Annotated in this window: 22 protein-coding genes and 2 pseudogenes; 9 read left to right on the plus strand and 15 right to left on the minus strand. The window is 67.2% G+C overall.

Translation table 11 applies throughout. From position 1 onward, the window contains the following. Positions 1–4: 4 nt before the first annotated feature. Together miaA and G6N24_RS12995 are read right to left on the minus strand one after the other, a co-directional pair. Entirely contained in the window at positions 5–943 is a 939-nt protein-coding gene (gene miaA / locus G6N24_RS12990; RefSeq protein WP_085158285.1) for a tRNA (adenosine(37)-N6)-dimethylallyltransferase MiaA, read from the minus strand. 8 nt (positions 944–951) lie between these two features. Beyond that, positions 952–1,647: a class III extradiol ring-cleavage dioxygenase family protein gene (locus tag G6N24_RS12995; RefSeq protein WP_085158283.1), complete on the minus strand. Its 696-nt coding sequence runs from the start codon at positions 1,645–1,647 to the stop codon at positions 952–954. A 130-nt stretch (positions 1,648–1,777) separates the two neighbouring features. Here G6N24_RS12995 and G6N24_RS25860 point away from each other — a divergent pair. Beyond that, a pseudogene (locus tag G6N24_RS25860) lies at positions 1,778–1,960 on the plus strand (PPE domain-containing protein); the annotation flags it as partial. Between the two features lie 327 nt (positions 1,961–2,287). Here G6N24_RS25860 and G6N24_RS13005 read toward each other — a convergent pair. Then, positions 2,288–3,190, minus strand: a complete 903-nt coding sequence (locus tag G6N24_RS13005; RefSeq protein WP_085158281.1) for a DMT family transporter — start codon at positions 3,188–3,190, stop codon at positions 2,288–2,290. Positions 3,191–3,649: 459 nt separating this feature from the next. Between G6N24_RS13005 and G6N24_RS13010 the strand changes: the two genes are divergently transcribed. Further along, a complete protein-coding gene (locus tag G6N24_RS13010; protein ID WP_085158279.1) occupies positions 3,650–5,023 on the plus strand; it encodes a DUF349 domain-containing protein in 1,374 nt (457 codons plus the stop codon). Here the strand turns inward: G6N24_RS13010 and G6N24_RS13015 are convergent. The 4 genes from G6N24_RS13015 to recA are packed head-to-tail and all read right to left on the minus strand — an operon-like array spanning position 5,020 to position 9,851. Then, positions 5,020–5,655, minus strand: a complete 636-nt coding sequence (locus tag G6N24_RS13015; RefSeq protein ID WP_163745504.1) for an Rv2732c family membrane protein — start codon at positions 5,653–5,655, stop codon at positions 5,020–5,022. The two genes, G6N24_RS13010 and G6N24_RS13015, sit on opposite strands and share 4 nt — an antisense overlap. Then, positions 5,643–7,184 (minus strand): tRNA (N6-isopentenyl adenosine(37)-C2)-methylthiotransferase MiaB, encoded by a 1,542-nt coding sequence (miaB, locus tag G6N24_RS13020; protein WP_139822255.1) that lies wholly within the window; start codon positions 7,182–7,184, stop codon positions 5,643–5,645. Before miaB ends, G6N24_RS13015 begins: the two co-directional genes overlap by 13 nt. Before the next feature lie 47 nt (positions 7,185–7,231). Further along, a complete protein-coding gene (gene recX / locus G6N24_RS13025; RefSeq protein WP_085158275.1) occupies positions 7,232–7,753 on the minus strand; it encodes a recombination regulator RecX in 522 nt (173 codons plus the stop codon). Further along, the gene (gene recA / locus G6N24_RS13030; RefSeq protein ID WP_085158273.1) at positions 7,719–9,851 is read right to left on the minus strand and encodes an intein-containing recombinase RecA; all 2,133 of its coding nucleotides are present in this window, start codon (positions 9,849–9,851) and stop codon (positions 7,719–7,721) included. The genes recX and recA overlap by 35 nt, the downstream gene beginning before the upstream one ends. A gap of 180 nt (positions 9,852–10,031) precedes the next feature. Between recA and G6N24_RS13035 the strand changes: the two genes are divergently transcribed. Next, on the plus strand, positions 10,032–10,679 hold the full coding sequence (locus tag G6N24_RS13035; RefSeq protein WP_085158271.1) for a (2Fe-2S)-binding protein: 648 nt from the start codon (positions 10,032–10,034) through the stop codon (positions 10,677–10,679). A gap of 107 nt (positions 10,680–10,786) precedes the next feature. Here G6N24_RS13035 and G6N24_RS13040 read toward each other — a convergent pair whose 3' ends face one another. Both G6N24_RS13040 and G6N24_RS13045 read right to left on the minus strand, forming a co-directional pair. Continuing rightward, entirely contained in the window at positions 10,787–10,981 is a 195-nt protein-coding gene (locus tag G6N24_RS13040; protein ID WP_407938666.1) for a DUF3046 domain-containing protein, read from the minus strand. A gap of 22 nt (positions 10,982–11,003) precedes the next feature. Continuing rightward, the gene (locus G6N24_RS13045; protein WP_085158267.1) at positions 11,004–12,170 is read right to left on the minus strand and encodes a glycosyltransferase; all 1,167 of its coding nucleotides are present in this window, start codon (positions 12,168–12,170) and stop codon (positions 11,004–11,006) included. Positions 12,171–12,213: 43 nt separating this feature from the next. Between G6N24_RS13045 and G6N24_RS13050 the strand changes: the two genes are divergently transcribed. Next, a complete protein-coding gene (locus G6N24_RS13050; RefSeq protein ID WP_085158265.1) occupies positions 12,214–12,645 on the plus strand; it encodes a limonene-1,2-epoxide hydrolase family protein in 432 nt (143 codons plus the stop codon). A gap of 4 nt (positions 12,646–12,649) precedes the next feature. Continuing rightward, positions 12,650–13,048, plus strand: coding sequence for a DUF5313 domain-containing protein (locus G6N24_RS13055; RefSeq protein ID WP_085158263.1), 399 nt, complete (start codon positions 12,650–12,652; stop codon positions 13,046–13,048). A gap of 12 nt (positions 13,049–13,060) precedes the next feature. On the opposite strand, the gene pspM is transcribed toward G6N24_RS13055, so the two are convergent. From pspM to pgsA, 4 genes are all read right to left on the minus strand, one after another. Further along, complete coding sequence (gene pspM, locus G6N24_RS13060) at positions 13,061–13,873, minus strand: phage shock envelope stress response protein PspM (RefSeq protein ID WP_085158261.1); 813 nt, start codon at positions 13,871–13,873, stop codon at positions 13,061–13,063. Between the two features lie 8 nt (positions 13,874–13,881). Continuing rightward, positions 13,882–14,712, minus strand: coding sequence for a phage shock protein PspA (gene pspA, locus G6N24_RS13065; RefSeq protein ID WP_085158259.1), 831 nt, complete (start codon positions 14,710–14,712; stop codon positions 13,882–13,884). A gap of 131 nt (positions 14,713–14,843) precedes the next feature. Further along, positions 14,844–15,182 carry a transcriptional regulator ClgR gene (clgR, locus tag G6N24_RS13070; RefSeq protein WP_085158257.1) on the minus strand — a complete coding sequence of 113 codons (339 nt, stop codon included), beginning with the start codon at positions 15,180–15,182 and terminating at the stop codon, positions 14,844–14,846. Positions 15,183–15,293: 111 nt separating this feature from the next. Beyond that, entirely contained in the window at positions 15,294–15,884 is a 591-nt protein-coding gene (pgsA, locus tag G6N24_RS13075) for a CDP-diacylglycerol--glycerol-3-phosphate 3-phosphatidyltransferase (protein WP_197743120.1), read from the minus strand. A gap of 59 nt (positions 15,885–15,943) precedes the next feature. Between pgsA and G6N24_RS13080 the strand changes: the two genes are divergently transcribed. Beyond that, positions 15,944–16,468 (plus strand): amino-acid N-acetyltransferase, encoded by a 525-nt coding sequence (locus G6N24_RS13080; RefSeq protein ID WP_085158255.1) that lies wholly within the window; start codon positions 15,944–15,946, stop codon positions 16,466–16,468. A 66-nt stretch (positions 16,469–16,534) separates the two neighbouring features. Here the strand turns inward: G6N24_RS13080 and G6N24_RS13085 are convergent. Beyond that, a pseudogene (locus tag G6N24_RS13085) lies at positions 16,535–19,217 on the minus strand (DNA translocase FtsK 4TM domain-containing protein). Here G6N24_RS13085 and G6N24_RS13090 point away from each other — a divergent pair. From G6N24_RS13090 to G6N24_RS13100, 3 genes are read left to right on the plus strand one after another with little or no spacing between them, the layout of a single operon-like run. Then, entirely contained in the window at positions 19,216–19,530 is a 315-nt protein-coding gene (locus tag G6N24_RS13090) for a putative quinol monooxygenase (RefSeq protein WP_085158251.1), read from the plus strand. The pseudogene G6N24_RS13085 and the gene G6N24_RS13090 overlap by 2 nt on opposite strands. Next, the gene (locus G6N24_RS13095; RefSeq protein ID WP_139822252.1) at positions 19,527–20,348 is read left to right on the plus strand and encodes a mycofactocin-coupled SDR family oxidoreductase; all 822 of its coding nucleotides are present in this window, start codon (positions 19,527–19,529) and stop codon (positions 20,346–20,348) included. The genes G6N24_RS13090 and G6N24_RS13095 overlap by 4 nt, the downstream gene beginning before the upstream one ends. 3 nt (positions 20,349–20,351) lie before the next feature. After that, on the plus strand, positions 20,352–21,224 hold the full coding sequence (locus tag G6N24_RS13100) for an SAM-dependent methyltransferase (protein ID WP_085158247.1): 873 nt from the start codon (positions 20,352–20,354) through the stop codon (positions 21,222–21,224). Positions 21,225–21,227: 3 nt separating this feature from the next. Here G6N24_RS13100 and G6N24_RS13105 read toward each other — a convergent pair whose 3' ends face one another. Further along, on the minus strand, positions 21,228–22,904 hold the full coding sequence (locus G6N24_RS13105; protein ID WP_085158245.1) for a ribonuclease J: 1,677 nt from the start codon (positions 22,902–22,904) through the stop codon (positions 21,228–21,230). Positions 22,905–22,910: the final 6 nt, after the last annotated feature.

Genomic DNA, 22,910 nt, shown 5'->3' on the forward strand with positions numbered 1-22,910 from the left:
CTGATCAGGTTACTTGCCGCCATGCCCGCAATGCGTCCTCGACGAGGCGGTCCCCCGCGCCCGCGTCGAGCCAGTGCACCCGGTGGTCGCGGCGGAACCAGGACCGCTGCCGGCGCACATAGCGACGGGTGCCCGCGTAAGTCTGCTCCCGCGCGTCACGCAGGCGGTCGGCTGCCGAACCGGCTCCGCCGGCGTCGAGCGCCGCGATCACCTGGGCGTAACCCAACGCTCGCGAAGCGGTGACCCCGTCGCGCAGCCCGTGCTCCAACAGCGCGCGCACCTCCTCGACCAGGCCGTGCTCGAACATCGCATCGGTACGCCGGGCCAACCTTTCGTCGAGAATCGTTGTCTCACAATCCAACCCGACGATAACCGTGTCCCAGCGCGGGGCGCCGATGCGCGGCGCGGAGGCGGCGAACGGCCGCCCGGTGAGCTCGACCACCTCGAGTGCGCGCACCGTGCGGCGGCCATCGGTCGGCCGGATCGCCGCGGCGGCGGCCGGGTCGCGGCGGGCCAGCTCGGCATGCAGCCTGCCGACCCCGACCTCGGCAAGCCGCTGCTCCCAGCGCGCGCGCACCGCGGGGTCGGTCGCCGGAAACGCCCAGTCGTCGAGCAGCGATTGGACGTACAACATCGAGCCCCCCACCACGACCGGTACCGCTCCCCGGGCCGCGATCGCCTCGATGTCCGCGGCGGCGGCCCGCTGGTAGCGGGCGACCGTCGCGGTTTCGGTGACGTCCAGGACGTCGAGCTGGTGGTGTGGGATGCCGCGGCGCTGCTCGACGGGCAACTTCGCGGTCCCGACGTCCATGCCGCGATAGAGCTGCATGGCGTCGGCGTTGACAATCTCCGCGCCGACTTCGCCGCTGATCCGCTCGACGACGTCCAGCGCGAGTTGGGACTTGCCGGTGCCCGTGGGGCCGATGATCGCCAGTGGTCGCACGGCTACCCTCACAGCTGCCAAACGCCGGCGAAGTACCCCACACCGAAGGGCGCTCCCCGGTACAGCTCCTTAGCCGATCGCGGCCCGGGCCAGGTCAGGCCGGCCAGCACCTGAAACGCCACCCGCCCGAGGATCCGCCCGGGCAGCCGGGTCAAGGCGGCGATGTCGCCGGTTGCCAGCGCGTCATCAAGGGCCAGTTGCGCGTCGACGCCGGCCGAGTCATAGCCCCCCGGCGCGGCCGGTGTCAGCGTGTTCGCGCCGTCGGCGACTACCAGCACACCGACCGGATCGGGTGCCCGATCGATCTCGGCGCGCAGTCGCCTGCCGCGGGCCAGCGCGACGTCGCGATCGTGGTCGGCCGCGTAGACGTGGACCCGTGCGCTGGCCTCGGGCCCGGCCCGGCCACGCACCCAGCCGGCGACCAGGGCGCACAGCGGCAATTCGACCGGCGGATCGGCCCGGTCACCGTCCTGCGGTGAAAGGCGAACGCGCACATCGGCGCCGAAGCCCGCGAAGGTGCCAACCCCGCCGGGGCCCAGCACCTCGTCGGCACGGCCTGTTCCCACGACAACCCAGCGCGACGGCAACACGGCGGCCGCCGCGATGACGGCCGCGCCAAGGTCGGCCAACTCCGCGGCGGCCGCCCCGGCGAGGTCGGGAACAAGCACCGGCGCGGACGGAACGATCGCGATGGCGCTCAACACGCCACCAAACTAACGTCTCGACGACGCGAGGATTGAACGCAGCGGGGCCGACTCCTTCTCGAGGCCTGACCTGTGCCAGCTATGCCCGGAACTCGGATGCCGGCGGCGGAGCCGACCAGCCCGCGTACGGATGCTGGCCGCAGCCACAGCCTGGGATGGGCTGGCCGCGGAGTTGGGGTCGGCGGCGGACTCGTTCGGATCGGTGACCTCAGGCCTCAACGGTGGATCGAGTCAGGCGTGGCAAGGTGCAGCGGCGGCCGCAATGACCGCGGCGGCGGCTCCGTATACGGGGTGGTTGAACGCGGCCGCTGCGCGCGACGGGGGCAAGCAAACGCGGGCTTCTTGAATTCGGGTGCCGAGGTAGCGTTGGCTTCTTGAACTCGGGTGCCGGCGGTAACGTAGGCGCCTGGAACTCGGGCACCCGCAGCAACCCGGGGCCCTCGGGCACGGCGCTTACAACGTTGGCTTCAACAACTCCGGCGCCGGCGCTAACACGGGCTGGTACAACTCGGGCGGCACGGCCGACTCGGGCGTCGGTAACTCCGGCGACAATGACTCGGGCGCTTTCAACACGAGCGATAACCAATCGGGTGCCTTCAACTAGCATCGGTGAAACATCGCCGCTGGGAGCTTGCTGCTCCTAGGGAACCACGAGCTGGCGGGTGGCTTCCATTTCGCAGGTGGGCGCCGCCATCATGGTGGCCTCGTCACGGGCCAGCGCAACGGTGGCGGCAACCACCGCCGCCACCGCAGCCGCCAGCGTGAGCAACTGTCCCTGCCCGGCGTGCAGCACCTCATCGAGCACGGTGACCCCCAGCACCGCCGCGATTACCGGCCTGACTACGGTAATCGTCGGCAGGGAGGCCGTCAGCGCACCCGCGCGCAACGACGACTGCTGAAGCATCAGGCCGATTGGCAGCACCAGGATCCAGGCATACAACTCGGGCGTGCGGATCAATGTGGCGAAGCCCTTGCCGAGTTCGGCGACGACTCCTTTGGTCAGCACCGTGAAAACCGCCAGCGTCGCCGCCGACGCCGCCGCGAGCAGCACCGCGGAGATCGGAGCAGACCAGATCCGCGCCCCCAGCACACAGAGCAGCACCGCCGGAACCATCACGCTCGCCACCACGGCCCAGTCCGCCAGCGGCGCCCGGGCGTGGCCAGCCCTCGGGTCACCGGATATCACGATGACCGCCACCGCGCCGGCCAGCAGTATCGCCCACATCCACTCCTTGGCGGTACACCGGTGATGAGTCAGCCGGGCATCGATCGGCAACGCGAACAGCAGCGCCGTGGCCTGCAGCGACTGCACCAACACCACCGAACCCATGGTCAGGGCGACAGCCTGCAAGCTGAAACTGGACAGGGCGGCCACGCTGCCCAGCCACCACTGGGCGTGGCGGAGTGAGAGGTGGAACAGGGTGAAATGGCCGACGTCGTCGGTGGTAACCTGCTGCGCGGACCGCTGAAGAATCACATACCCGATGCCGGCCAGCAGCGCGGCACCTAGCGCGAGCACCGTCGCGACCCCCGGGTTGCTCATCGGCGACCTCCCACCGGCATCCATCCCCCGGCAACTGACCAGAAAACCACGCGTCAAGCAGTTGTTCAATAGTGACGCTTATACGCCGGATAAGCAGCACAATCGGGCTTTCCGCCCGAAACGATTGGTGTGCTGCCGGCATGCGGCCTTGCCGCCCATAATCGGTTGCTCATTGCGCTATCCAGAATCGCTTTTCCGGGCGTCGCGGCGGAATTCGCGGCAAGCAATCGAGGTGGCTCACGACTCTTGTGACGCTGGGGAGGCGGGCCCCGGGCCAATACCGATCAGGGTAGCGACGCGCGGGCCGCCATGCTGCTTGAATACTGTTGTAACAGGTTGGGAGGCCCTGGTGACGGCAGTGGCCCGCACCCGACCGCCCGGCTGTATAGGTGCCGCTTCGCGCGGCAGCTGCGCGGGACATAGACCGCGCGATGGGTGGCAAAGGTAGGTGACCAGCGCATGACGCCTGACGAGGCCCGCGGCAACGATGCAGCTGGGCCGGTTTCGGGGCCGGTTTCGGGGCCGGTTTCGGGGCCGGTTTCGGGGCCGGCGCCCCGCCCGGGCCCGCGTCCGGGCCCCCGGCCAATGCCGCGACCGACCGCCCACCCGGTGGCCCTCCCGCACAGCGATCCACACCGGTTCGGACGAGTCGACGACGACGGCACGGTGTGGTTGATCAGCGCGGCCGGCGAGCGCGTCATCGGCTCTTGGCAGGCCGGCGATCCCGAGGCCGCCTTTGCCCACTTCGGCAGGCGATTCGACGACCTGAGCACCGAGATCACGCTCATGGAGGAGCGGCTGACCTCGGGGACCGGCGACGCGCGCAAGATCAAAGCCAATGCGGCAGCGCTGGCCGAGACGTTGCCGACGGCCTGCGTGCTGGGCGACGTCGACGCGCTCGAGCACCGGCTGGCCAGCCTTCGTGAGCGCGCCGACGCCGCCGCCGCCGAGGACCGCGTACGTCGTGAGGAGCATCGCGCCGCCCAGACCGCCCGCAAGGAGGCGCTGGCCGTCGAGGCCGAGGAGCTGGCCGCGAATTCGACCCAATGGAAGCTCGCCGGCGACCGGCTGCGGGCGATCCTCGACGAGTGGAAAACGATCAGCGGTCTGGACCGCAAGGTCGACGACGCGCTGTGGAAGCGCTATTCGGCCGCCCGGGAAACCTTCAACCGGCGGCGGGGCTCCCACTTCGCCGAGCTGGACCGTGAGCGTTCGGGTGTCCGCCAGTCCAAGGAACGGCTCTGCGAGCGGGCCGAAGAGCTGTCGGATTCGACCGACTGGACCGCGACGAGCGCCGAGTTCCGAAAGCTGCTCACCGAATGGAAGGCGGCGGGACGAGCGACCAAGGATGTGGATGACGCCCTGTGGCGGCGATTCAAGGCCGCGCAGGACACGTTCTTCACGGCGCGCAATGCCGCGACGGCCGAGAAGGAAGCGGAGCTGCGGGCCAACGCCACCGCGAAGGAGGCGTTGCTGGCGGACGCGGAAAAGCTTGACACCAGCAACTACGACGCCGCCAGGACGGCGCTGCGATCGATCGTGGAGAAGTGGGACGCGATCGGCAGGGTGCCACGGGAACGGGCCGCCGAGTTGGAGCGGCGGCTGCGCGCGATCGAGAAGAAGGTGCGTGACGCCGGCGAATCGGATTGGTCCGATCCGCAGGCGCAGGCCCGTGCCGAACAGTTCCGCGCCCGGGCCGAGCAATTCGAACAGCAGGCCCACAAGGCTGAGGCCGCCGGCCGCACCAGAGAGGCCGAAGAGGCGAAGGCGAACGCCGAGCAGTGGCGGCAGTGGGCCGAGGCGGCCGCCGAGGCGTTGTCCCGCAGGCCCTAGCGGTCCTCGTGATCCGAGTGGTCGCCGCCCTGGCTCGGGGCCGTCCCCTCATCGGGTTCTTCCAGAGTTTCCAGCAACGTCCCGGGCTGCTGTTGCGCGACGACTCGGCGGCGCTGTTCCTCGGCCGCGAGTTGCACGATGGTGCGGGTCCACACCACCCGGGCCCAGTGAAAGGTCAACACGATCACGGTGATCCACGCCACCACGAGCCCGAGGCCCGGGCCGGGATGTCCCGCGGCCACAGTCTGCCGCGACCAGACGGCCAACAGCCCGGTGGCACTGGCCGTCGCCGAACCAACCAGCGCTGTCCAGGCCAGCGCCCAGCGCCGGGTCATCAACGCCAGCATCGAGAAACCGACACCGAATACCAGCGCCAACCACGCGAACACGCGCGAGGGCAGCGCCACCGCCGCCGCCGCGGCACCGTGGGTGCCGAACAGCGCATCCCATCCCCGCACGTGGCCGGTGTGCGGCAGGATAAACGACCCCAGCAGCACGAACACCAAGATCGCGACAACGAAACCCCTTACACCTGGGTCGATTTCACGCGCGACGCGGCGCTCTGCCGCCTCGATTTCAGTCCGGTAGGCGTCGAAATCCTCAGCGCCGTGTCCGCGGCTCATCGGGCACATCCGAGGGGTTCGACGGGTTTGAGGGGGGCGACGGGCTGTCCTATGCCGGGCATGCCGAGGCCGACGCCGCGTGGGCGCTGCCCGGCCGCGTGCGCGTCGCCGGCGCGGGTGCGACGGTGGGTCAGCACGCCGGCGTCGGCGATGAGGTGATGCGGCGCGGCATCGGTGATCGCCACGGTGACGAAGTCGCCGGGACGCACCTGTTGGTCGCTTGCCGCGAAATGAACCAGCCGACCGTCGCGTGCCCGCCCGCTCATGCGCGCCGTGCGGGCGTCTTTGCGCCCTTCGCCGGTGGCGACGAGCAGTTCGACGGTCTTTCCGATCAACGCGCGATTCTGCTCCAGCGAGATCTGCTCCTGCAGCTCGACCAGCCTCTCATACCGTTCCTGCACAACGGCTTTCGGCAGCTGATCACCGAGTTCGGCGGCCGGTGTTCCGGGCCGCTTGGAGTACTGGAAGGTGAACGCGGCCGCGAACCGGGCCCGTCGCACCACGTCCAGGGTGGCGGCGAAGTCGTCCTCGGTCTCACCCGGGAAGCCCACGATCAGGTCGGTGGTGACGGCAGCGTGCGGCATGACCGCCCGCACCCGCTCGACGATGCCGAGATAGCGCTCGGCGCGATAGGACCGACGCATCGCACGCAGGATCCGGTCGGATCCGGACTGCAGCGGCATGTGCAGGGCGGGGCACACGTTCGGCGTCTGTGCCATCGCCTCGATGACGTCGTCGGTGAACTCCGCCGGATGCGGGGAGGTGAATCGGACCCGCTGCAGCCCGTCGATGCGTCCGCACGCCCGCAACAGCTCGGCGAAGGCGCCCCGGTTGCGGGGTAATGCGGGGTCGGCGAAATTGACTCCATAGGAGTTGACGTTTTGGCCCAGCAGGGTGACTTCGAGCACGCCGTCGTCCACCAGCGATCGCACCTCGGCGAGGATGTCGGCCGGGCTGCGGTCGACTTCCTTGCCACGCAGCGACGGGACAATGCAGAAGGTACAGCTGTTATTGCATCCAACTGAGATGGAAACCCAAGCGGCGTAAGCGGATTCGCGTGCGCTCGGTAGCGCCGAGGGAAACTGTTGCAGCGCCTCGGCGATTTCCACCTGAGCGACCTTGTTGTGCCGGGCCCGATCGAGCAACGTGGGCAGCGACCCGATGTTGTGAGTGCCAAATACCACGTCCACCCACGGCGCCCTGCGCAGCAACGCGTCTCGGTCCTTCTGCGCCAGGCAACCGCCGACCGCGATCTGCATGTCGGGATTCGTGCGCTTGCGGGAGGCCAGGTGGCTGAGGTTGCCGTACAACTTGTTGTCGGCGTTCTCTCGCACGGCACACGTATTGAAGACCACCACGTCGGCGTCAGCGCCGTCGGCCGCGCGCCGGTAACCAGCCGCTTCGAGCAGGCCGGCCAGCCGCTCGGAATCGTGGACGTTCATCTGACAGCCGTAGGTGCGGACCTGATAGGTGCGCGCCGACCGCGATACCGGCGCAGCCTGGCCGTCTCGCGCAACCATCGACGTCACGGGGGCCATCGTACGGCGATTGACCGTGTCGGGCCGAGCCGGCCGAGTCGAGCCAGCTAGACGCGCCGCCGCTCCCGTTCGGCGGCCAGTTCGGCGATGACCACCTCGCACGCCACGGTCTGGCTGTAGCCACGGCGGGCCAGCATCGCCACCAGCCTGCGGCTCACCCGCGCATCGTCCTCGCTCAGCACCTCTCGCCGCAGCCTGGCGCGTACCAGCTGCTCGGCCCGGGCCCGCTCGGCACCGGCATCCATCCCGCCCAGCACCGCGGTGATCACGTCGTTGTCGACGCCTTTGGTATGCAGCTCGGCGGCCAACGCGCGCTTGCTCTTGCCCGCGTTCGCCCGCCGGGATTGCACCCACTGTTCGGCGAAGTCGGTGTCGTCCACCAGGCCGACGACGGTCAGCCGATCCAATACCCGGTTGCTGATGTCGTCGGGGTATCCGCGTTTGGCCAACTGACCGAACAACTCGGCTCGGGTGCGTGATCGCGCGGTGAGCAGGCGCAGGCACAACGCCCGCGCCTGCTCTTCGCGCGATGGCTCAGAAATCGACGGGGGCGGGCAGGACGCTGTCATCGGTCACCACTGCACCAATGCCGAGCTTTTCCTTGATCTTCTTCTCGATCTCGTTGGCCACGTCGGCGTTCCCCAGCAGGAAATTGCGGGCATTCTCCTTGCCCTGGCCCAGCTGCTCGCCCTCGTAGGTGAACCAGGCACCGGACTTGCGGATGAAGCCCTGATCCACGCCCATGTCGATCAGCGAACCCTCCCTACTGATGCCCCTGCCGTAGAGGATGTCGAACTCGGCCTGCTTGAACGGCGGCGACACCTTGTTCTTGACGACCTTGACCCGGGTGCGGTTGCCCACCGCCTCGGTGCCGTCTTTGAGCGTCTCGATCCGCCGCACGTCCAGGCGCACCGACGCGTAGAACTTCAAAGCCTTTCCACCCGTTGTCGTCTCGGGCGAGTTATGCACCATCACCCCGTCGACGAAGTAATTGTGGTTGCCTTCCACCTCGATATCGAACCGGTTCATCGAGCGAGTGTGTGGTTTGACATGCACATCAAGAACGCGGGCCGGCACCAGCTGTTGCGTGGGTTCGACGAACTGTGGCGTGACCGCCCCTTGATCGCGGAACCGCGGCAACAGCTTGTACTCCATGGACGGAGCCATGTACGTCGCGACCAGTTCCTGGAACTTCGCCGTGGCCGCGGTGGAGAACACCAGCACCGCCTTACCGGCTGAACCAGCCTGTCGCAAGCGCACATCCAAGCCATGTGTGTCACGCAGATAATCGCGCAGGCGGACGCGTGTGCCTTCGGTCATGGCCTCGACGCAGATTTCAATGCGCCCGCTGCCACCAGTGGTACGCTCCTGCAATCCCTTGGAACGCATGGTGAATGAGCCGTCGTCCATGTACCAAATGGCCAGGGCTAATGGCGTCAACGCCTTGAGATACTCCTCGGAGAAGAACTTCTTGCCGTCTCCGAGATAGACCGCGCGCTGGAGTTCGGCGAGCTCTGGAAGTGGGGTGAAGTCGACGAAGTTCGCGCCCTTAGTGTCCTCCCGGACCGTATGCCGAATGTTGCCCATTAGCGCGATCTTCCACCGCAGGTACTCCGCCTGCTTGGCGCCGTGTCCTAGCCGGAAGCGGACTCCGTTGCGATCACGTCGACTAGACGAGAGGTTCCCGTCACCCATCAGCGATCCCAGCACCACCTGGAACTGCTGATCGCCGAGCAAACGGGGTTCGGTGGCCAGTACACGGTCACCTGCAATCAGATCACCAGCTTCGGTCCAGCCGCCCGGTGTGCGAATGAGGTGGTTGGGCGTCGCTGCGAACTGCGACTTACCATTGCCACCGGACTTCTCGACGGTGAACTGAAGGAACTGTTCGGCTGGCCCGTTGTTGAACCAGTTCACCACCTTGCGAGGCACGATCCGGTCGGTGGCCGGGTCGTAGGACAGCACCTCGACATCCATCTTGTTGTTGACGATCTTGCCGATCTTTTCGGTGGTGCCGTCAGCAAGCGTCACTCGGGTCGAATAGTTCATGCAGCCGAACATGACGCCGATCTTGTCGCGGAGCTGGTTGATGAAGATCGCCGTGGTTCCCGAATTATTCAGCGCGCCAGTCATTTTCCGCAGGGCTTGGCTCATCAGCCGGGCTTGCAGGCCGACATGGCTGTCCCCCATCTCGCCTTCGAGCTCCGCGCGCGGCACCAGCGCCGCCACCGAGTCGATGACAATGATGTCGAGCGCGCCGGAGCGGATCAGCATGTCGGCGATCTCGAGTGCCTGCTCCCCGGTGTCCGGCTGACTGACCAGCAAGGAATCGGTGTCGACGCCGAGCTTCTTGGCGTACTCCGGATCCAGCGCGTGCTCGGCGTCGATGAACGCCGCGACACCCCCGGCGGCCTGGGCGTTGGCCACCGCGTGCAGCGCCACGGTGGTCTTACCCGAGGACTCCGGGCCGTATATCTCCACGATCCGGCCACGCGGCAGGCCGCCGATGCCCAGGGCCACGTCCAGCGCGATGGACCCGGTCGGAATGACCGAGATCGGCTGACGCACCTCGTCGCCGAGGCGCATCACCGATCCTTTGCCGTAACTCTTCTCGATCTGGGCCATCGCCAGTTCGAGAGCCTTCTCACGGTCGGGGGCTTGCGTCATGGTGCCTCTCCTGTAGTCGGTGTTCGATGACCGGTATCGGTCGGTTGGCCGTGACACTAGAGAGAGCCACCGACAAATCCAGTCTCCGAATGATCACCACAGTAGCCGAACATCTGTTCGATTCAAGTTCGACACGCCGGGTGTGGCAATATCGGCTATCTTGAATCGAGCCAAGAACACATGAATATCTCCGTGGAGCTGTCCGAAATTTCCTCCTATGGAGGGTTTTTCGCGCTCACCGTGGGTGGCGACGCGGCGGGTTGGCATCCGGTCGCCCGGTCGTACGCCGACGGTTTCGCGGATCTGATCGACGTCACCGTCGCGCGATATCGCACTACCGAGCCGCGGATCGGTGCCTCCTTGGTGCACCTCGGCCATGCCGCCCGGCTGTGGTCACCCGTTCTGGCCTGCGTCCTGGGCCACGGCGCCGTTCCCGACCTGACTGAACTGCAGCGTGCCGATGACGGAGCTCAGCTACGGCTGCCCGAGCCCGTCGGAAACCCCGCCCCGCCTTCCCCCGAGCTCTTGTATCGCATAGTCGTGCAGGACCACATGGAACCGCTCGCGGCGGGCCTGCGCGTCAAGTTGGCACCCAGGCTGCTGTCCGGCAACGTCGCGTCCGCCCTCGTCGGCGCGTCGCGGGCGTTGCTATCGGTGCGGCCCGACCTACGCGGGCCGATCGTCCAGACCACCAACGACCTCCTGGACATCGGCAAGCTGGCCGGATCCGGCGTGATCACCAGCCCGGATCTGGACTTCAGGCGCCGCAGCTGCTGCCTGTACTACCGCCTGCCCGACGGGGGCAAATGCGGCGATTGTCCGCTCTAGCCGGGCCGAGTCTGCGCAGACGGCGTCGAGTCCGCGGTGACGGCGCGATTTTCCAGCCGACCCAGACCCGGTACGCAGAGTCGATGCCACGCATGGCCGAACCAGCATCACCACTGCTCGCGCGGGACGTCGAAGTCGGCGCACAACGCCCGCCACACGTCGCGGGGTTCGACACCGTCCTCGATCGCCTGGGCGGCGGTACGGCCGTCGAAACCGGTCAGCACGTGGTCAACCAGCACCGATGCGCCATAAGCCGTGCCGAATCGCAGGATCACCCGCTCGTTGAACTCCGTCAGCCGCACGCCAGCCAACATACCCAGGCGATTACCCCGGCACAGCGAGCGCTTCGTGGCACACTCGCACCGGATCTGCAACCCCGGCAAGGCTGGCGGCGGCCTTCTTCGCGGCCTCGCGGTATCTCGGCGACGACAACACCTCACCGACCGCGGCCACCAGCGCCTCGGCGGTCAACGGCCGAATCAGCCGGGCGCTACCCTGGCGCACGACCCGATTGGCCATCTCCCACTGATCTCCGCCGCCGGGCACCACCACCAACGGCACCCCCGCCAGCAACGTCTTGGCAACCATCCCGTGACCGCCTCCGCAGACCACCAGGTCGGCGTGCGTCAGCAGCTCGTCCTGCCGTCCCAGCCCCGCCGCCGCCCACGCCGGCAGTGCCAGGTCCGGACCCTCCAGCCGCGAGACCACCAACCGCGATCCCGGTGGCAGGGTGTCGCCCGGCCGCAGGCATTGCAGCGTGAGTTGAACCAATCCGATGGTCCCGGTCATTGCGGTGGACGGCGCGACCACCACCACCGGCCCGGAGCCTTCCGGGATCGCCAGCACCCGATCGGTCGGCTCGAAATGCAACGGGCCCACCACGACGGCCTCGGCCGGCCAATCGGGACGGGGCACCTCGAGCGCGGGCAGGGTGGCGATCAGCCGCCGTAAGGGCCCGGGGTCGCGCGCCGGCAGGCCAATCTCGACCCGCACGGCCGCGCGCTGTCGCAGTCCCGCACGCCATGATCGCGCCGTCAACGCCCGCATCACGGCATCCCTCAGCCGACCGCGGACACCGGTGCCCGGCGCCAGCCCGCTGCCGATCGGCGGCAGCCCCTTGGACGGCAGGTACAGCGGATGCGGGTTGAGCTCGATCCACGGGATCCCCAGCAGCTCGGCGGCCATGCCACCGCACGCAGTGATGACGTCGGACACCACCAGATCGGGGGCCAACTCACGCAGGGCCGGCACGTTGAGCACGGCCATCCCCGCCGCCCGGCGATGGATCCTGGCCCCGGCGTCGACGTCGTCGTCGATAGCCGCGAGCCCTTCCAGCTCCACGGCATCGATCCCGGCGGCGCGGGCGGCGTCCAGCCATTCCACCCCGGTGAAAAGAGTGGGCGCGTCGCCCGCCTCGCGGAAACGTTGACACAGCGCGATCGCGGGAAACGAGTGCCCGGGATCCGGCCCGGCGACCACGGCGACACGCATCCGCCTTACCCTCCCACACTGCCCCGGCCGTACGCTGGCAACCATGACCGAGCAGACCGGGGTAGCCACCGACAACATCCGCACGGTCGAGGGTTTCCTGAACGCCCTGCAGGACGAGGATTTCGAAACCGTCGACGCGGCACTGGACGACGACCTCGTCTACGAAAACGTCGGATTTTCGCGGATCCGTGGCGGTCGCCGAACGGTGAAGCTGCTGCGCAAGATGCAAGGCCGCATCGGGTTCGAGGTGAAGATTCATCGCGTCGCCGCCGATGGCGCAGCAGTGCTCACCGAACGCACCGACGCGCTGATCGTGGGCCCGCTGCGGATACAGTTCTGGGCATGCGGCATCTTCGAGGTGCACAACGGCCGGATCACCCTGTGGCGCGATTACGTCGATACCTACGACATGCTCAAGGGGCTCTTGCGCGGACTGGCCGGCGTGGTGTTCCCGTCATTGCGGGCAACGCTGTAGACAGATGAGCGAGGCCAAGGTCCGCACCAAACCGACTGCGCTGCAGTACATTCGCTACTGCTACGGCAGGCGATTGCCGGACTCGATGCGCGATTGGGTCCGCAACGACCTGGCGGGAAAGGGCGCGGCCGCCCGGATGATGATCCGTGTCGCGGTTCCAGCCGTGCTGGTGCTCGCCCCGTTCTGGTTGATCCCGACGACGCTGGACGTCCACCTGAGCATGACGCTGCCGATTCTCATCCCGTTCGTCTACTTCTCGCATGCGCTCAACAAGGTTTGGCGCCGGCACATGCTGCGCGTACACGACCTGGACCCCGAGCTCGTCGACGAACGTGCGCGTCGACGCGACGCCCATGTCCACCAGGCGTACATCGAACGCTATGGCCCCCGGCCGCCCGATTAGCGGCTCGACAAATTAGCGGGGTAATCCGCCGAGTTCGTCGAACGCCTGCGCCCACCCGACCAGACGATCGGTAGCGCCAACCAGTTCGTCTCGGTAACGCTGTTGCGAACCGGCTTCCCCTGCGCCCCCGCCGTTGGCCGACGAAACCAATTGCGCTGCGGCGGTAACCATTTCGTTGTACTGCCGGACCCCGGTGCTCAACTGTGCGGTGAACGCATTGATGGTCGGCACCAGATACTCGCGTGACGATTCGGAGTGCTGAGCCGCCCGCTCCATCGACGCCACCTCGGCGGCGGTGGCCGCCATCGCCGCCGACGTCTGGTTGGCCGCGGCCGTCAAGTCGCGTATTTCGGATGCCGGCAACAAGGCGCCACGCTCGATCACGCCGAGCAGCGAGAAGAATCCGCGTTCCGAGGCGCCCAGCGCGGACATCGCGGGCCGCGCCGCCGAACCCGGTGGGGGCAGCCGACGCGTGCTGACCGGCCGCTGCGCCGGCAGCGGCTCCGAACGCAGCCAGTAGTAGCGAAACAACAACAGCGTCGCGGGAATCGCCTGGACGACGGAGATCGCGCCGGTGATCTGCAGCAGCAGCGTGAACCAGCCCCACGCGGCCAGCACCGCCGTCACCACTGCCCAGAACAGGCACCCGGCAGCAAATATCAGACCCCACCGCAGCGCCCGCCGACGACGACGCAGCAATCGTGCCCGCGGATCGGTCGCGGCGCTGATCTTCTGGGCGAGCAGGTCGGACACGTCAGCGAGGGCGTCACATCCCCGCTGCAGTAGCGAACGCCACTGCCCGCGCTGATGCGACTTCACCGCCATCTGAAGCCCTACTGGCCGAACGGCTTCTCGGCAACCCCGCCGGTCTCGGTGGCCGGCGCGGCCGCGGGAGTGGCCGGCGTGGCCGCGGGAGTGGCCGCACCTCCGGCGGGCAGAGCTTCGCCGCGCATCGACGCGCGGATCTGCTCCAGCCGGGAATGACCGGCCATCTGCACACCGGCCTGCTGGACCTCGAGCATGCGGCCCTGCACCGAGCTCTGCGCCAGTTCGGCCGAACCGAGCGCGTTGGCGTAGCGACGTTCGATCTTGTCGCGCACCTCGTCGAGCGTCGGCGTGTTGCCGGGAGCAGCGAGCTCACTCATCGACCGCAGTGACGCGCTGACCTGCTCCTGCATCTTGGCCTGCTCGAGCTGGCTGAGCAGCTTGGTGCGCTCGGCGATCTTCTGCTGCAGCACCATCGCGTTCTGTTCGACGGCCTTCTTGGCCTGAGCCGCCGCGGACAGCGCCTGGTCGTGCAACGCCTTGAGGTCTTCGACGCTCTGCTCGGCGGTGACCAGCTGGGCGGCGAATGCCTCGGCGGCGTTGTTGTACTCGGTCGCCTTGGCGGCGTCTCCGGCGGCGGTGGCCTGGTCGACCAAGGTCAACGCCTGACGCACGTTGACCTGCAGCTTTTCGATGTCCGCCAGCTGGCGGTTGAGCCGCATCTCCAGCTGGCGCTGGTTGCCGATCACTTGCGCGGCCTGTTGGGTCAGCGCCTGATGGGTGCGCTGTGCTTCCTCGATGGCCTGCTGGATCTGCACTTTGGGATCGGCGTGCTCGTCGATCTTCGAGCTGAACAGCGCCATGAGGTACTTCCACGCCTTGACGAACGGATTGGCCATGAGTTAGCTCCGCCTTCGTTTCTCGTATGCGCCGATGGCTCAGCACTTACCCTGCCGCTCAATTTATCGGGTCAGAGCCGATCCCCCCACCCGTGGTGCGCTTCTCGTTCACACCCACTGCCCGATAGCGCTCATGCCACCGCCAACGACGCCACCGGGCGAATGACGACTTTGGTGCTGGCATCGATGGTGGCACCGCTGGCTACGTTGGCCGGAGCCGTGGGCGCCGCGCGCTCCTCGCGCGCCATCCGCTCGCCGGCATCGGTGAGCACCGTCGACAACGGAACCGCCAACGCGTCGCAGATCGCGTTGAGCAGCTCGCTGGAAGGCTCCTTGCGGCCACGCTCGACCTCCGACAGATACCCGAGGCTCACCCGCGCCGAATCGGACACCTCGCGCAGCGTCCGGCCTTGCGAAGTCCGGGCCTGGCGCAGTACGTCGCCTATGACCTCGCGCACCAATGACGCCATCGTGCTCTCCTCGTTCGATCGGGGTCCGCCCCAGCCTGCTCGGCACCTACTCCGCAATGATCATTAGGTTGAACGCCGGCGCCGGTGCCGGGGTTCCCGTCCGGTCCGCTATCAGCCGGTCGTCCGGCGAATTTCCCTGACGGTCGATGCGACGTAGTCGAGACCGGTCACCACCGTGAGCACGATCGCGGCGGCCATGACAACCTCTGCCGCCACGCGCAGCGGACCCGGAAGCGGCAACACGAACAGCCCGATCGCCACCGCCTGCACCACGGTCTTGAGCTTGCCTCCCCAGCTGGCCGGAATGACACCGCGGCGAATCACAGCCAACCGCAACACGGTCACCCCGAGCTCGCGAGTCATGATCAGCGCCGTCACCCACCACGGCAAGTCACCAAGCATCGACAGGCCGACCAGCGCCGACCCAATCAGCGCTTTGTCCGCGATGGGGTCGACAAATGCACCGAATTCGGTTGCCATACCGTAGTTGCGCGCCAACAGGCCGTCGAACCGATCGGTAATGCAGGCAACCGCAAATATCGCCCAAGCCACGACGCGGGCCGTCCAGTGGTGACCGCCCCCATAGAACAAGGCGAGTAAGAAAATCGGGACCATCAGCAGCCGCGACAGCGTCAGGATATTGGCGAGGTTGGCGATGCGGGCGCGGCTGGTCAATTGACCGGTTTCAGCCTGCCCCGACACGGCAACAGAATAACGGGTTGACCAGCTCATGCGATCCCTGATGTCGATACTGTTCACCCGTGAGCGAGAGTCCACGGGATTACCGGCCGATAATCCGGCGCGCGCGCACATCTGATGTGCCCGCGATCAAACAACTCGTCGACACCTATGCGGGAAAGATCCTGCTGGAAAAGAATCTCGTGACGCTCTACGAGGCAGTCCAGGAATTCTGGGTGGCAGAACACCCCGAGATTCCGGGCAAAGTGGTCGGTTGCGGTGCTTTGCACGTGTTGTGGTCGGACCTCGGCGAAATCCGCACCGTGGCAGTCGACCCCGCGATGACCGGCCACGGTATCGGCCATGCCATCGTCGATCGGCTTCTCGAACTCGCTCGGGACCTGCAGCTGGAGCGACTCTTCGTGTTGACGTTCGAGACGGAGTTCTTCGGCCAGCACGGGTTCACCGAGATCGAGGGCACACCGGTCACCGCCGAGGTGTTCGAGGAGATGTGCCGTTCCTATGACATCGGGGTGGCCGAATTCCTCGATCTGAGCTATGTCAAGCCGAACATCCTCGGCAACTCCCGGATGCTGCTGGTCCTCTAGTGCGGCGAGCAGTCGCAAAAGCCCACGACACGCCGAGGATTTGGGCGCTTTTGCGTCTGCTCGGCGCTATTTGCCCTCGTTGTCGGAGCCGCCGAGGCCCCGGATCGCAGCCAGCGTCGCCGCCAGCTCATCGGGCTTGACGAGCACCTCCCGCGCCTTGGAACCTTCGCTGGGCCCGACGATGCCGCGAGTCTCCATCAAATCCATCAACCGCCCCGCTTTGGCGAAGCCCACGCGGAGCTTGCGCTGCAGCATCGAGGTGGAACCAAACTGGCTGGACACCACCAGCTCCACGGCCTGCAAGAAAACGTCCATGTCGTCGCCGATGTCCGGGTCGACGTCGGCGCGCTCGCCGGTGGGCTTGGCGGTGGTGACGCCCTCGGTGTATTCGGGTTCGGCCTGCTCCTTGCAGGCGCTGACGACGGCGTGGATCTCCTCGTCGGTGATGAACGCGCCCTGCAGCCGGATGGGTTTGCTCGTGCCCATCGGCAGGAACAGGCCGTCGCCCATCCCGATCAGCTTCTCGGCGCCCGCCTGGTCCAGGATCACCCGGCTGTCGGTGAGCGACGACGTCGCAAAGGCAAGCCGGGAGGGCACGTTGGTTTTGATCAGGCCCGTGACCACGTCGACCGACGGGCGCTGGGTGGCCAACACCAGGTGGATGCCGGCCGCGCGGGCCTTTTGGGTGATCCGCACGATGGCGTCCTCGACGTCGCGCGGCGCGGTCATCATGAGGTCGGCCAGCTCGTCGACGATCGCAACCACATAGGGATAGGGCCGGTACTCGCGCTGGCTGCCCAGTGGCGCCGTGATGGCGCCGGATCGCACATGAGCGTTGAAGTCATCGATGTGGCGCACCCGGGATGCCTGCATGTCCTGGTAGCGCTGCTCCATCTCGTCGACCAGCCAGGCTAGCGCGGCCGCCGCCTTCTTCGGCTGGGTGATGATCGGAGTGATCAGATGCGGAATGCCTTCGTACGGCGTCAGTTCCACCATCTTCGGATCGATCAGGATCATCCTGACCTCTTCCGGGGTGGCCCGGGTCAACAGCGAAATCAACATAGAGTTGACGAAGCTGGACTTGCCCGATCCGGTCGAGCCGGCGACCAGTAGGTGCGGCATCTTGGCCAGGTTGGCCGAGATGAAGTCGCCTTCGATGTCCTTGCCCAGCCCGATCACCAGCGGATGGTGGTCCCTGCGGGTCGACGGCGCGGTGAGCACGTCGGCCAACCGCACCATCTCGCGGTCGGTGTTGGGAACTTCGATGCCGACGGCGGACTTGCCGGGGATCGGGGCCAGCATCCGGACACTCTCGGTGGCCACCGCGTAGGCGATGTTCTTCTGCAGCGCGGTGATCTTCTCCACCTTGACGCCGGGCCCGAGCTCGACCTCGTAGCGGGTGACGGTGGGGCCTCGGGTGCAGCCGGTGACGGCCGCGTCGACCTTGAACTGGGTGAGCACCTCGCCGATGGCGCCGGCCATGTGGTTGTTGGCCGCGCTGCGTTTCTTGGGCGGGTCGCCCGCCACCAGCAAGTCCAGCGACGGCAGTGCGTAGGGACCTTCGATGACCCGGTCGAGGACTTCGGTGCCCTTACGTGAACGGCGGCGGGAACGCGCGACGGCGGGTTCGGGAATGGTCGGCGTGTCGTCCCCAACATCCAGCGATTGCGCGGACGGCCACGCCCGCGGGTCATCGTCCACGGCCTCGTCGTAGTAGCCGTCGGAAAAATCCTCACACGCGACTTCCACGGTGTCCGCTTCGTCGCCCACGAAGTCCTGACAGTCCCGGCAGTCGTCGTCGTATTCGCGCTGGAATATCCGGGTGCCGAACATGCCAAACACCGCATCGGGCACCTCCCGGATCGTGATCCCGGTCAGCAGCAGCAGCCCGAACAGCGCACCGATGAACAGCAGCGGCGCCGCGATCCAGGCCGTCAACCCGTCCGAGAGTGGTCCACCGATGGCGTAACCCACGAAGCCTGCGGCAGCCCGCCGCACTCCTGGGTCGTCGGGCGAACCCGCCCACAGGTGGCACAGGCCGAGAATCGACAGGCCAATCAAGCTCGAGCCAAGGATCAGCCGGGGCCGCGCGTCGGGATTGGGCGGGGTGCGCATCAGCACCACCGCCGCGGCGGCGGTGGCCACCGGAAGCACGATGACGGCCGAGCCGATGAATGTCCGCAGGATCGTGTCGACCCACGCACCGACCGGCCGGGCGGCGTCGAACCACGAACTCGCCGCGATGACGACGGCGACGCCCAGCAGGAACAGCGCGATTCCGTCGCGCCGATGTCCGGGTTCGATGCCGCGGGCTCGTCCGATCGACCGCGCCGCGCCGCCCGCGCCCTTGGCCGCCATCATCCAGGTGGCGCGCATGGCCCGGCCGCAGGTCAGCCCGGCGGCGACCAACAGGGACCGATCGCGCCGCCTGGCGGGCCTGCTCGGGCGCTTGACGGGCTGGCGCGCACGCTTTCTGGGCCCCCCGGCCAGCCCAGTTGATCGCCCACCTCGGGATGAACCCCGCGAAGTGGCCTTTGACCTGCTCGTTCGGGTGCCGGAGCGGGCGACGGTCTTACTAGCCATGCCCGCAAGCCTAATCGCAAATACAACATACGCACCATCCGCCACACTGGTAACGGCGCCTTGTTCCGCATGCGCTCGCCGCGTTATCTCGGCGCGTGGGTAGTGTGACAAACGGTGACCAAAGTCGCGCCGCGTCACGCCGGATAGTCCCAGGAGGCTCGAGCATGTCCGTCGTCGTCGTCGCCACGCTGAGTGTCAAGCCCGAATCGGTCGGCACCGTCCGCGACATCCTCACCGCCGCGGTCGAAGAGGTGCACGACGAGCCGGGCTGCGAGCTGTACTCGCTGCACCAAACGGGCGAGACCTTCGTCTTCATCGAGCAATGGGCCGACGCCGACGCCCTCAAGACCCACAGCGCCGCACCGGCGGTCGCCAAGTTGTTCGCGGCGGCCGGCGAGCACCTGGTCGGCCAACCCGACATCAAGATGCTGCAGCCAATTCCCGCCGGAGACTTCAGCAAAGGGCAGCTCCGTCCTTGATGGGCCGGCCATTGGCGGGCCGGGTCGCCTTCATCACCGGCGCCGCGCGCGGCCAGGGCCGCGCCTACGCGGTTCGGCTGGCGACCGACGGCGCCAACGTCATCGCGGTCGACCTGTGCGATCAGATCGCCAGCGTGCCATATCCGTTAGGCACTGCCGACGACCTGGCGGCCACCGTCAAGCTCGTCGAGGACACCGGTGCCCGAATCGTCGCCAAACGGGCTGACGTCCGCGACCGCGCATCGCTGTCCGCCGCGTTGCAGGCGGGCCTCAACGAGTTCGGCCGGCTCGACATCGTGATAGCCAATGCCGGTATCGCTCCCATGCAGGCGGGCGGCGACGGCTGGCGCGACGTCATCGACGTCAACCTCACCGGCGTCTACCACACGATTGACGTCGCGGTACCGACCATGATCGAGCAGGGTGCCGGCGGGTCGATCGTGCTGATCAGTTCGGCCGCGGGGCTGGCCGGCATCGGCAGCGCCGATGCCGGCTCCATCGGCTATACCGCTGCCAAGCACGGTCTCGTGGGGCTAATGCGGCTGTACGCCAATCTGCTTGCGCAGCACAACATTCGGGTCAACTCAGTGCATCCCTCGGGTGTTGACACACCGATGATCAACAACGAGTTCATCCAGCAGTGGCTTGTCGACATGGTCGCGCAGGGCGCGGCCGCGGGTGCGGGCAACGCGCTGCCGGTGCAGGTTTTGCCGGCCGACGACATCGCTAACGCGGTGGCGTGGTTGGTGTCCGATCAAGCTCGCTATGTCACCGGCGTCGCCTTGCCGGTCGACGCGGGCTGCGTGAATAAGCGGTAACTGATGACTCGAAATCCCGTGGCACAGACTGCCTTTGGCCCCATGGTGTTGGCGGCCGTCGAACAAAACGAGCCGCCCGGCCGCCGGCTGGTGGACGACGACCTCGCCGAGCTGTTCCTGCCCAGGCCGCTGCGCTGGCTCGTCGGCGCCACCCGGCCGGCGACGGTCAGGCGCCTTTTCATCCGGTCGTTGGAGTGGTCCGGCCCCGGGCTGTGGGCGAACCTGGTCTGCCGCAAGCGGTTTATCGGCGACAAGCTCGCCGAAGCGCTCGACGACATCGACGCGGTGGTGATCCTCGGCGCCGGATTGGACACCCTCCCGTATACCTTGACCCGGCGGGTGCGTATCCCGGTCTTCGAGGTAGATCTACCGGTCAACATTGCCAGAAAGGCCAAGACGGTCCGACGGGTGCTGGGCGAGCTGCCGCTGTCGGTTCGGTTGGTGGCGGTTGACTTCGAACATGATGACCTGCTCACCGCTTTGGCCGAGCACGGCTATCGCACCGACTACCGGGTCTTCTTCATCTGCGAGGGCGTGACCCAATACCTGACCGAAGCCGCTGTCCGGAGGACCCTGGAGGGGCTGCGCGCGGCCGCGGCGGGCAGCCGAATCGTGTTCACCTACGTCCGCAAGGACTTCATCGACGGGACGAATCGGTATGGCACACGGACGCTATACCGCTCGGTCCGGCAGCGAAGGCAACTGTGGCACTTCGGTTTACATCCTGATGACGTAGCGGGATTCATCGCCGATTACGGGTGGCTCCTGGTGGAGCAGGCCGGGCCCGACGAGCTCGTCGAGCGCTTCGTCAAGCCCACCGGGCGCGAACTCAAGGCGTCGCAGCTGGAATGGTCGGCCTACGCGGAGAAGACCTAGAAGCTAGACCTCGATGACCGTGGGCACGATCATCGGCTGCCGGCGGTAGGTCTCGCCCACCCACTTACCGACCGTGCGGCGCACTCCCTGCGCGATGCGGATCGGATCGGTGACGTCGGCCGCCACCAACTGTTCCAGCTCCGCCTCGACCCTGCGCACGGCGGGTTCCAGCGCCTTGGGGTCTTCGGAGAAGCCACGCGAATGCAAGTGTGGCGCGGCCACCGGCCGACCGGTGCCACGCTTGACCACCACGGTCACCGCGACGAAGCCGGACGACAAGATGAGCCGTTCACCCAGGGTGATGTCACCGACATCACCGGTGATCAAGCCGTCGACGAACATCTTGCCCACGGGCACCGCACCGGAAATCGAAGCTTTGCCGGCAACCAGGTCGACGCTGACACCGTTCTCGGCCAACAGGATTGACTCCTCCGGCACTCCGGTGCGGCCCGCCAGCTTGGCGTTCGCGCGCAGCATCCGCCAGGTCCCGTGCACCGGCATGACGTGGCGCGGCCGCACCCCGTTGTACAGGAACAACAACTCGCCGGCGTACGCGTGGCCCGAAACGTGCACTCGGGCTTGGGCGTTGGTGACGACTCGGGCTCCGATCTTGGACAGCTCATCGATGACACCGTAGACCGCCTCCTCGTTGCCGGGGATCAGCGACGACGACAACACGATCAGGTCACCCGAGGTCAGGTTGATGCTTCGATGCTCGCCGCGTGACATGCGCGACAACGCCGACATCGGCTCGCCCTGGGTGCCGGTGGTGATCAGCACCACCCGTTCGGGCGCCATCGTCTCGGCGGCGGCGATGTCGATCAGGTCGGAATCGGACACCCGCAGGAAGCCCAGTTCCCGCGCAATTCCCATGTTGCGCACCATCGATCGCCCGACGAACGATACCCGTCGGCCCAATGCAACTGCGGCATCGATGATTTGCTGCACTCGGTCCACATTGGAGGCGAAGCACGCGATGATGACCCGCCCGTCGGCGCCCCGGATCAGCCGGTGCAGTGTCGGGCCCACTTCGCTTTCGGACGGTCCGAGGCCGGGGATCTCGGCGTTGGTCGAGTCGCACAGGAACAGGTCCACACCGGCGTCGCCGAGCCGGGACATGCCCGGCAGGTCGGTGGGACGGCCGTCCAGCGGTAGTTGGTCGAGCTTGATGTCGCCGGTGAACAAGACGGTGCCCGCGCCGGTGTACACCGCGATGGCCAACGCATCGGGGACGGAGTGGTTGACGGCGAAAAATTCGCACTCGAACACACCGTGCCTGGTGCTTTGCCCCTCCGCGACTTGGACGAATACCGGCTTGACGCGGTGCTCACGGCATTTGGCGGCGACCAGCGCCAAGGTGAACTTGGAGCCGACGATCGGGATGTCCGGCCGCAGTTTGAGCAGGAACGGGATCGCCCCGATGTGGTCTTCGTGCGCATGGGTCAGCACCAGCGCCTCGATGTCGTCGAGCCGGTCCTCGATGTGGCGCATGTCCGGCAGGATCAGGTCGACGCCGGGCTCGTCGTGGGTGGGGAACATCACGCCGCAGTCGATGATCAGCAGCCGACCGAGGTGTTCGAAAACCGTCATATTGCGGCCGATTTCGCTGATGCCGCCCAGCGCCGTAACCCGCAACCCGCCTGAGGCTAGAGGACCTGGGGGGGCGAGGTCTACATCCACGTGTCG

The organism is Mycobacterium lacus (assembly GCF_010731535.1).
GTDB classification, from domain to species: Bacteria; Actinomycetota; Actinomycetes; order Mycobacteriales; family Mycobacteriaceae; genus Mycobacterium; species Mycobacterium lacus.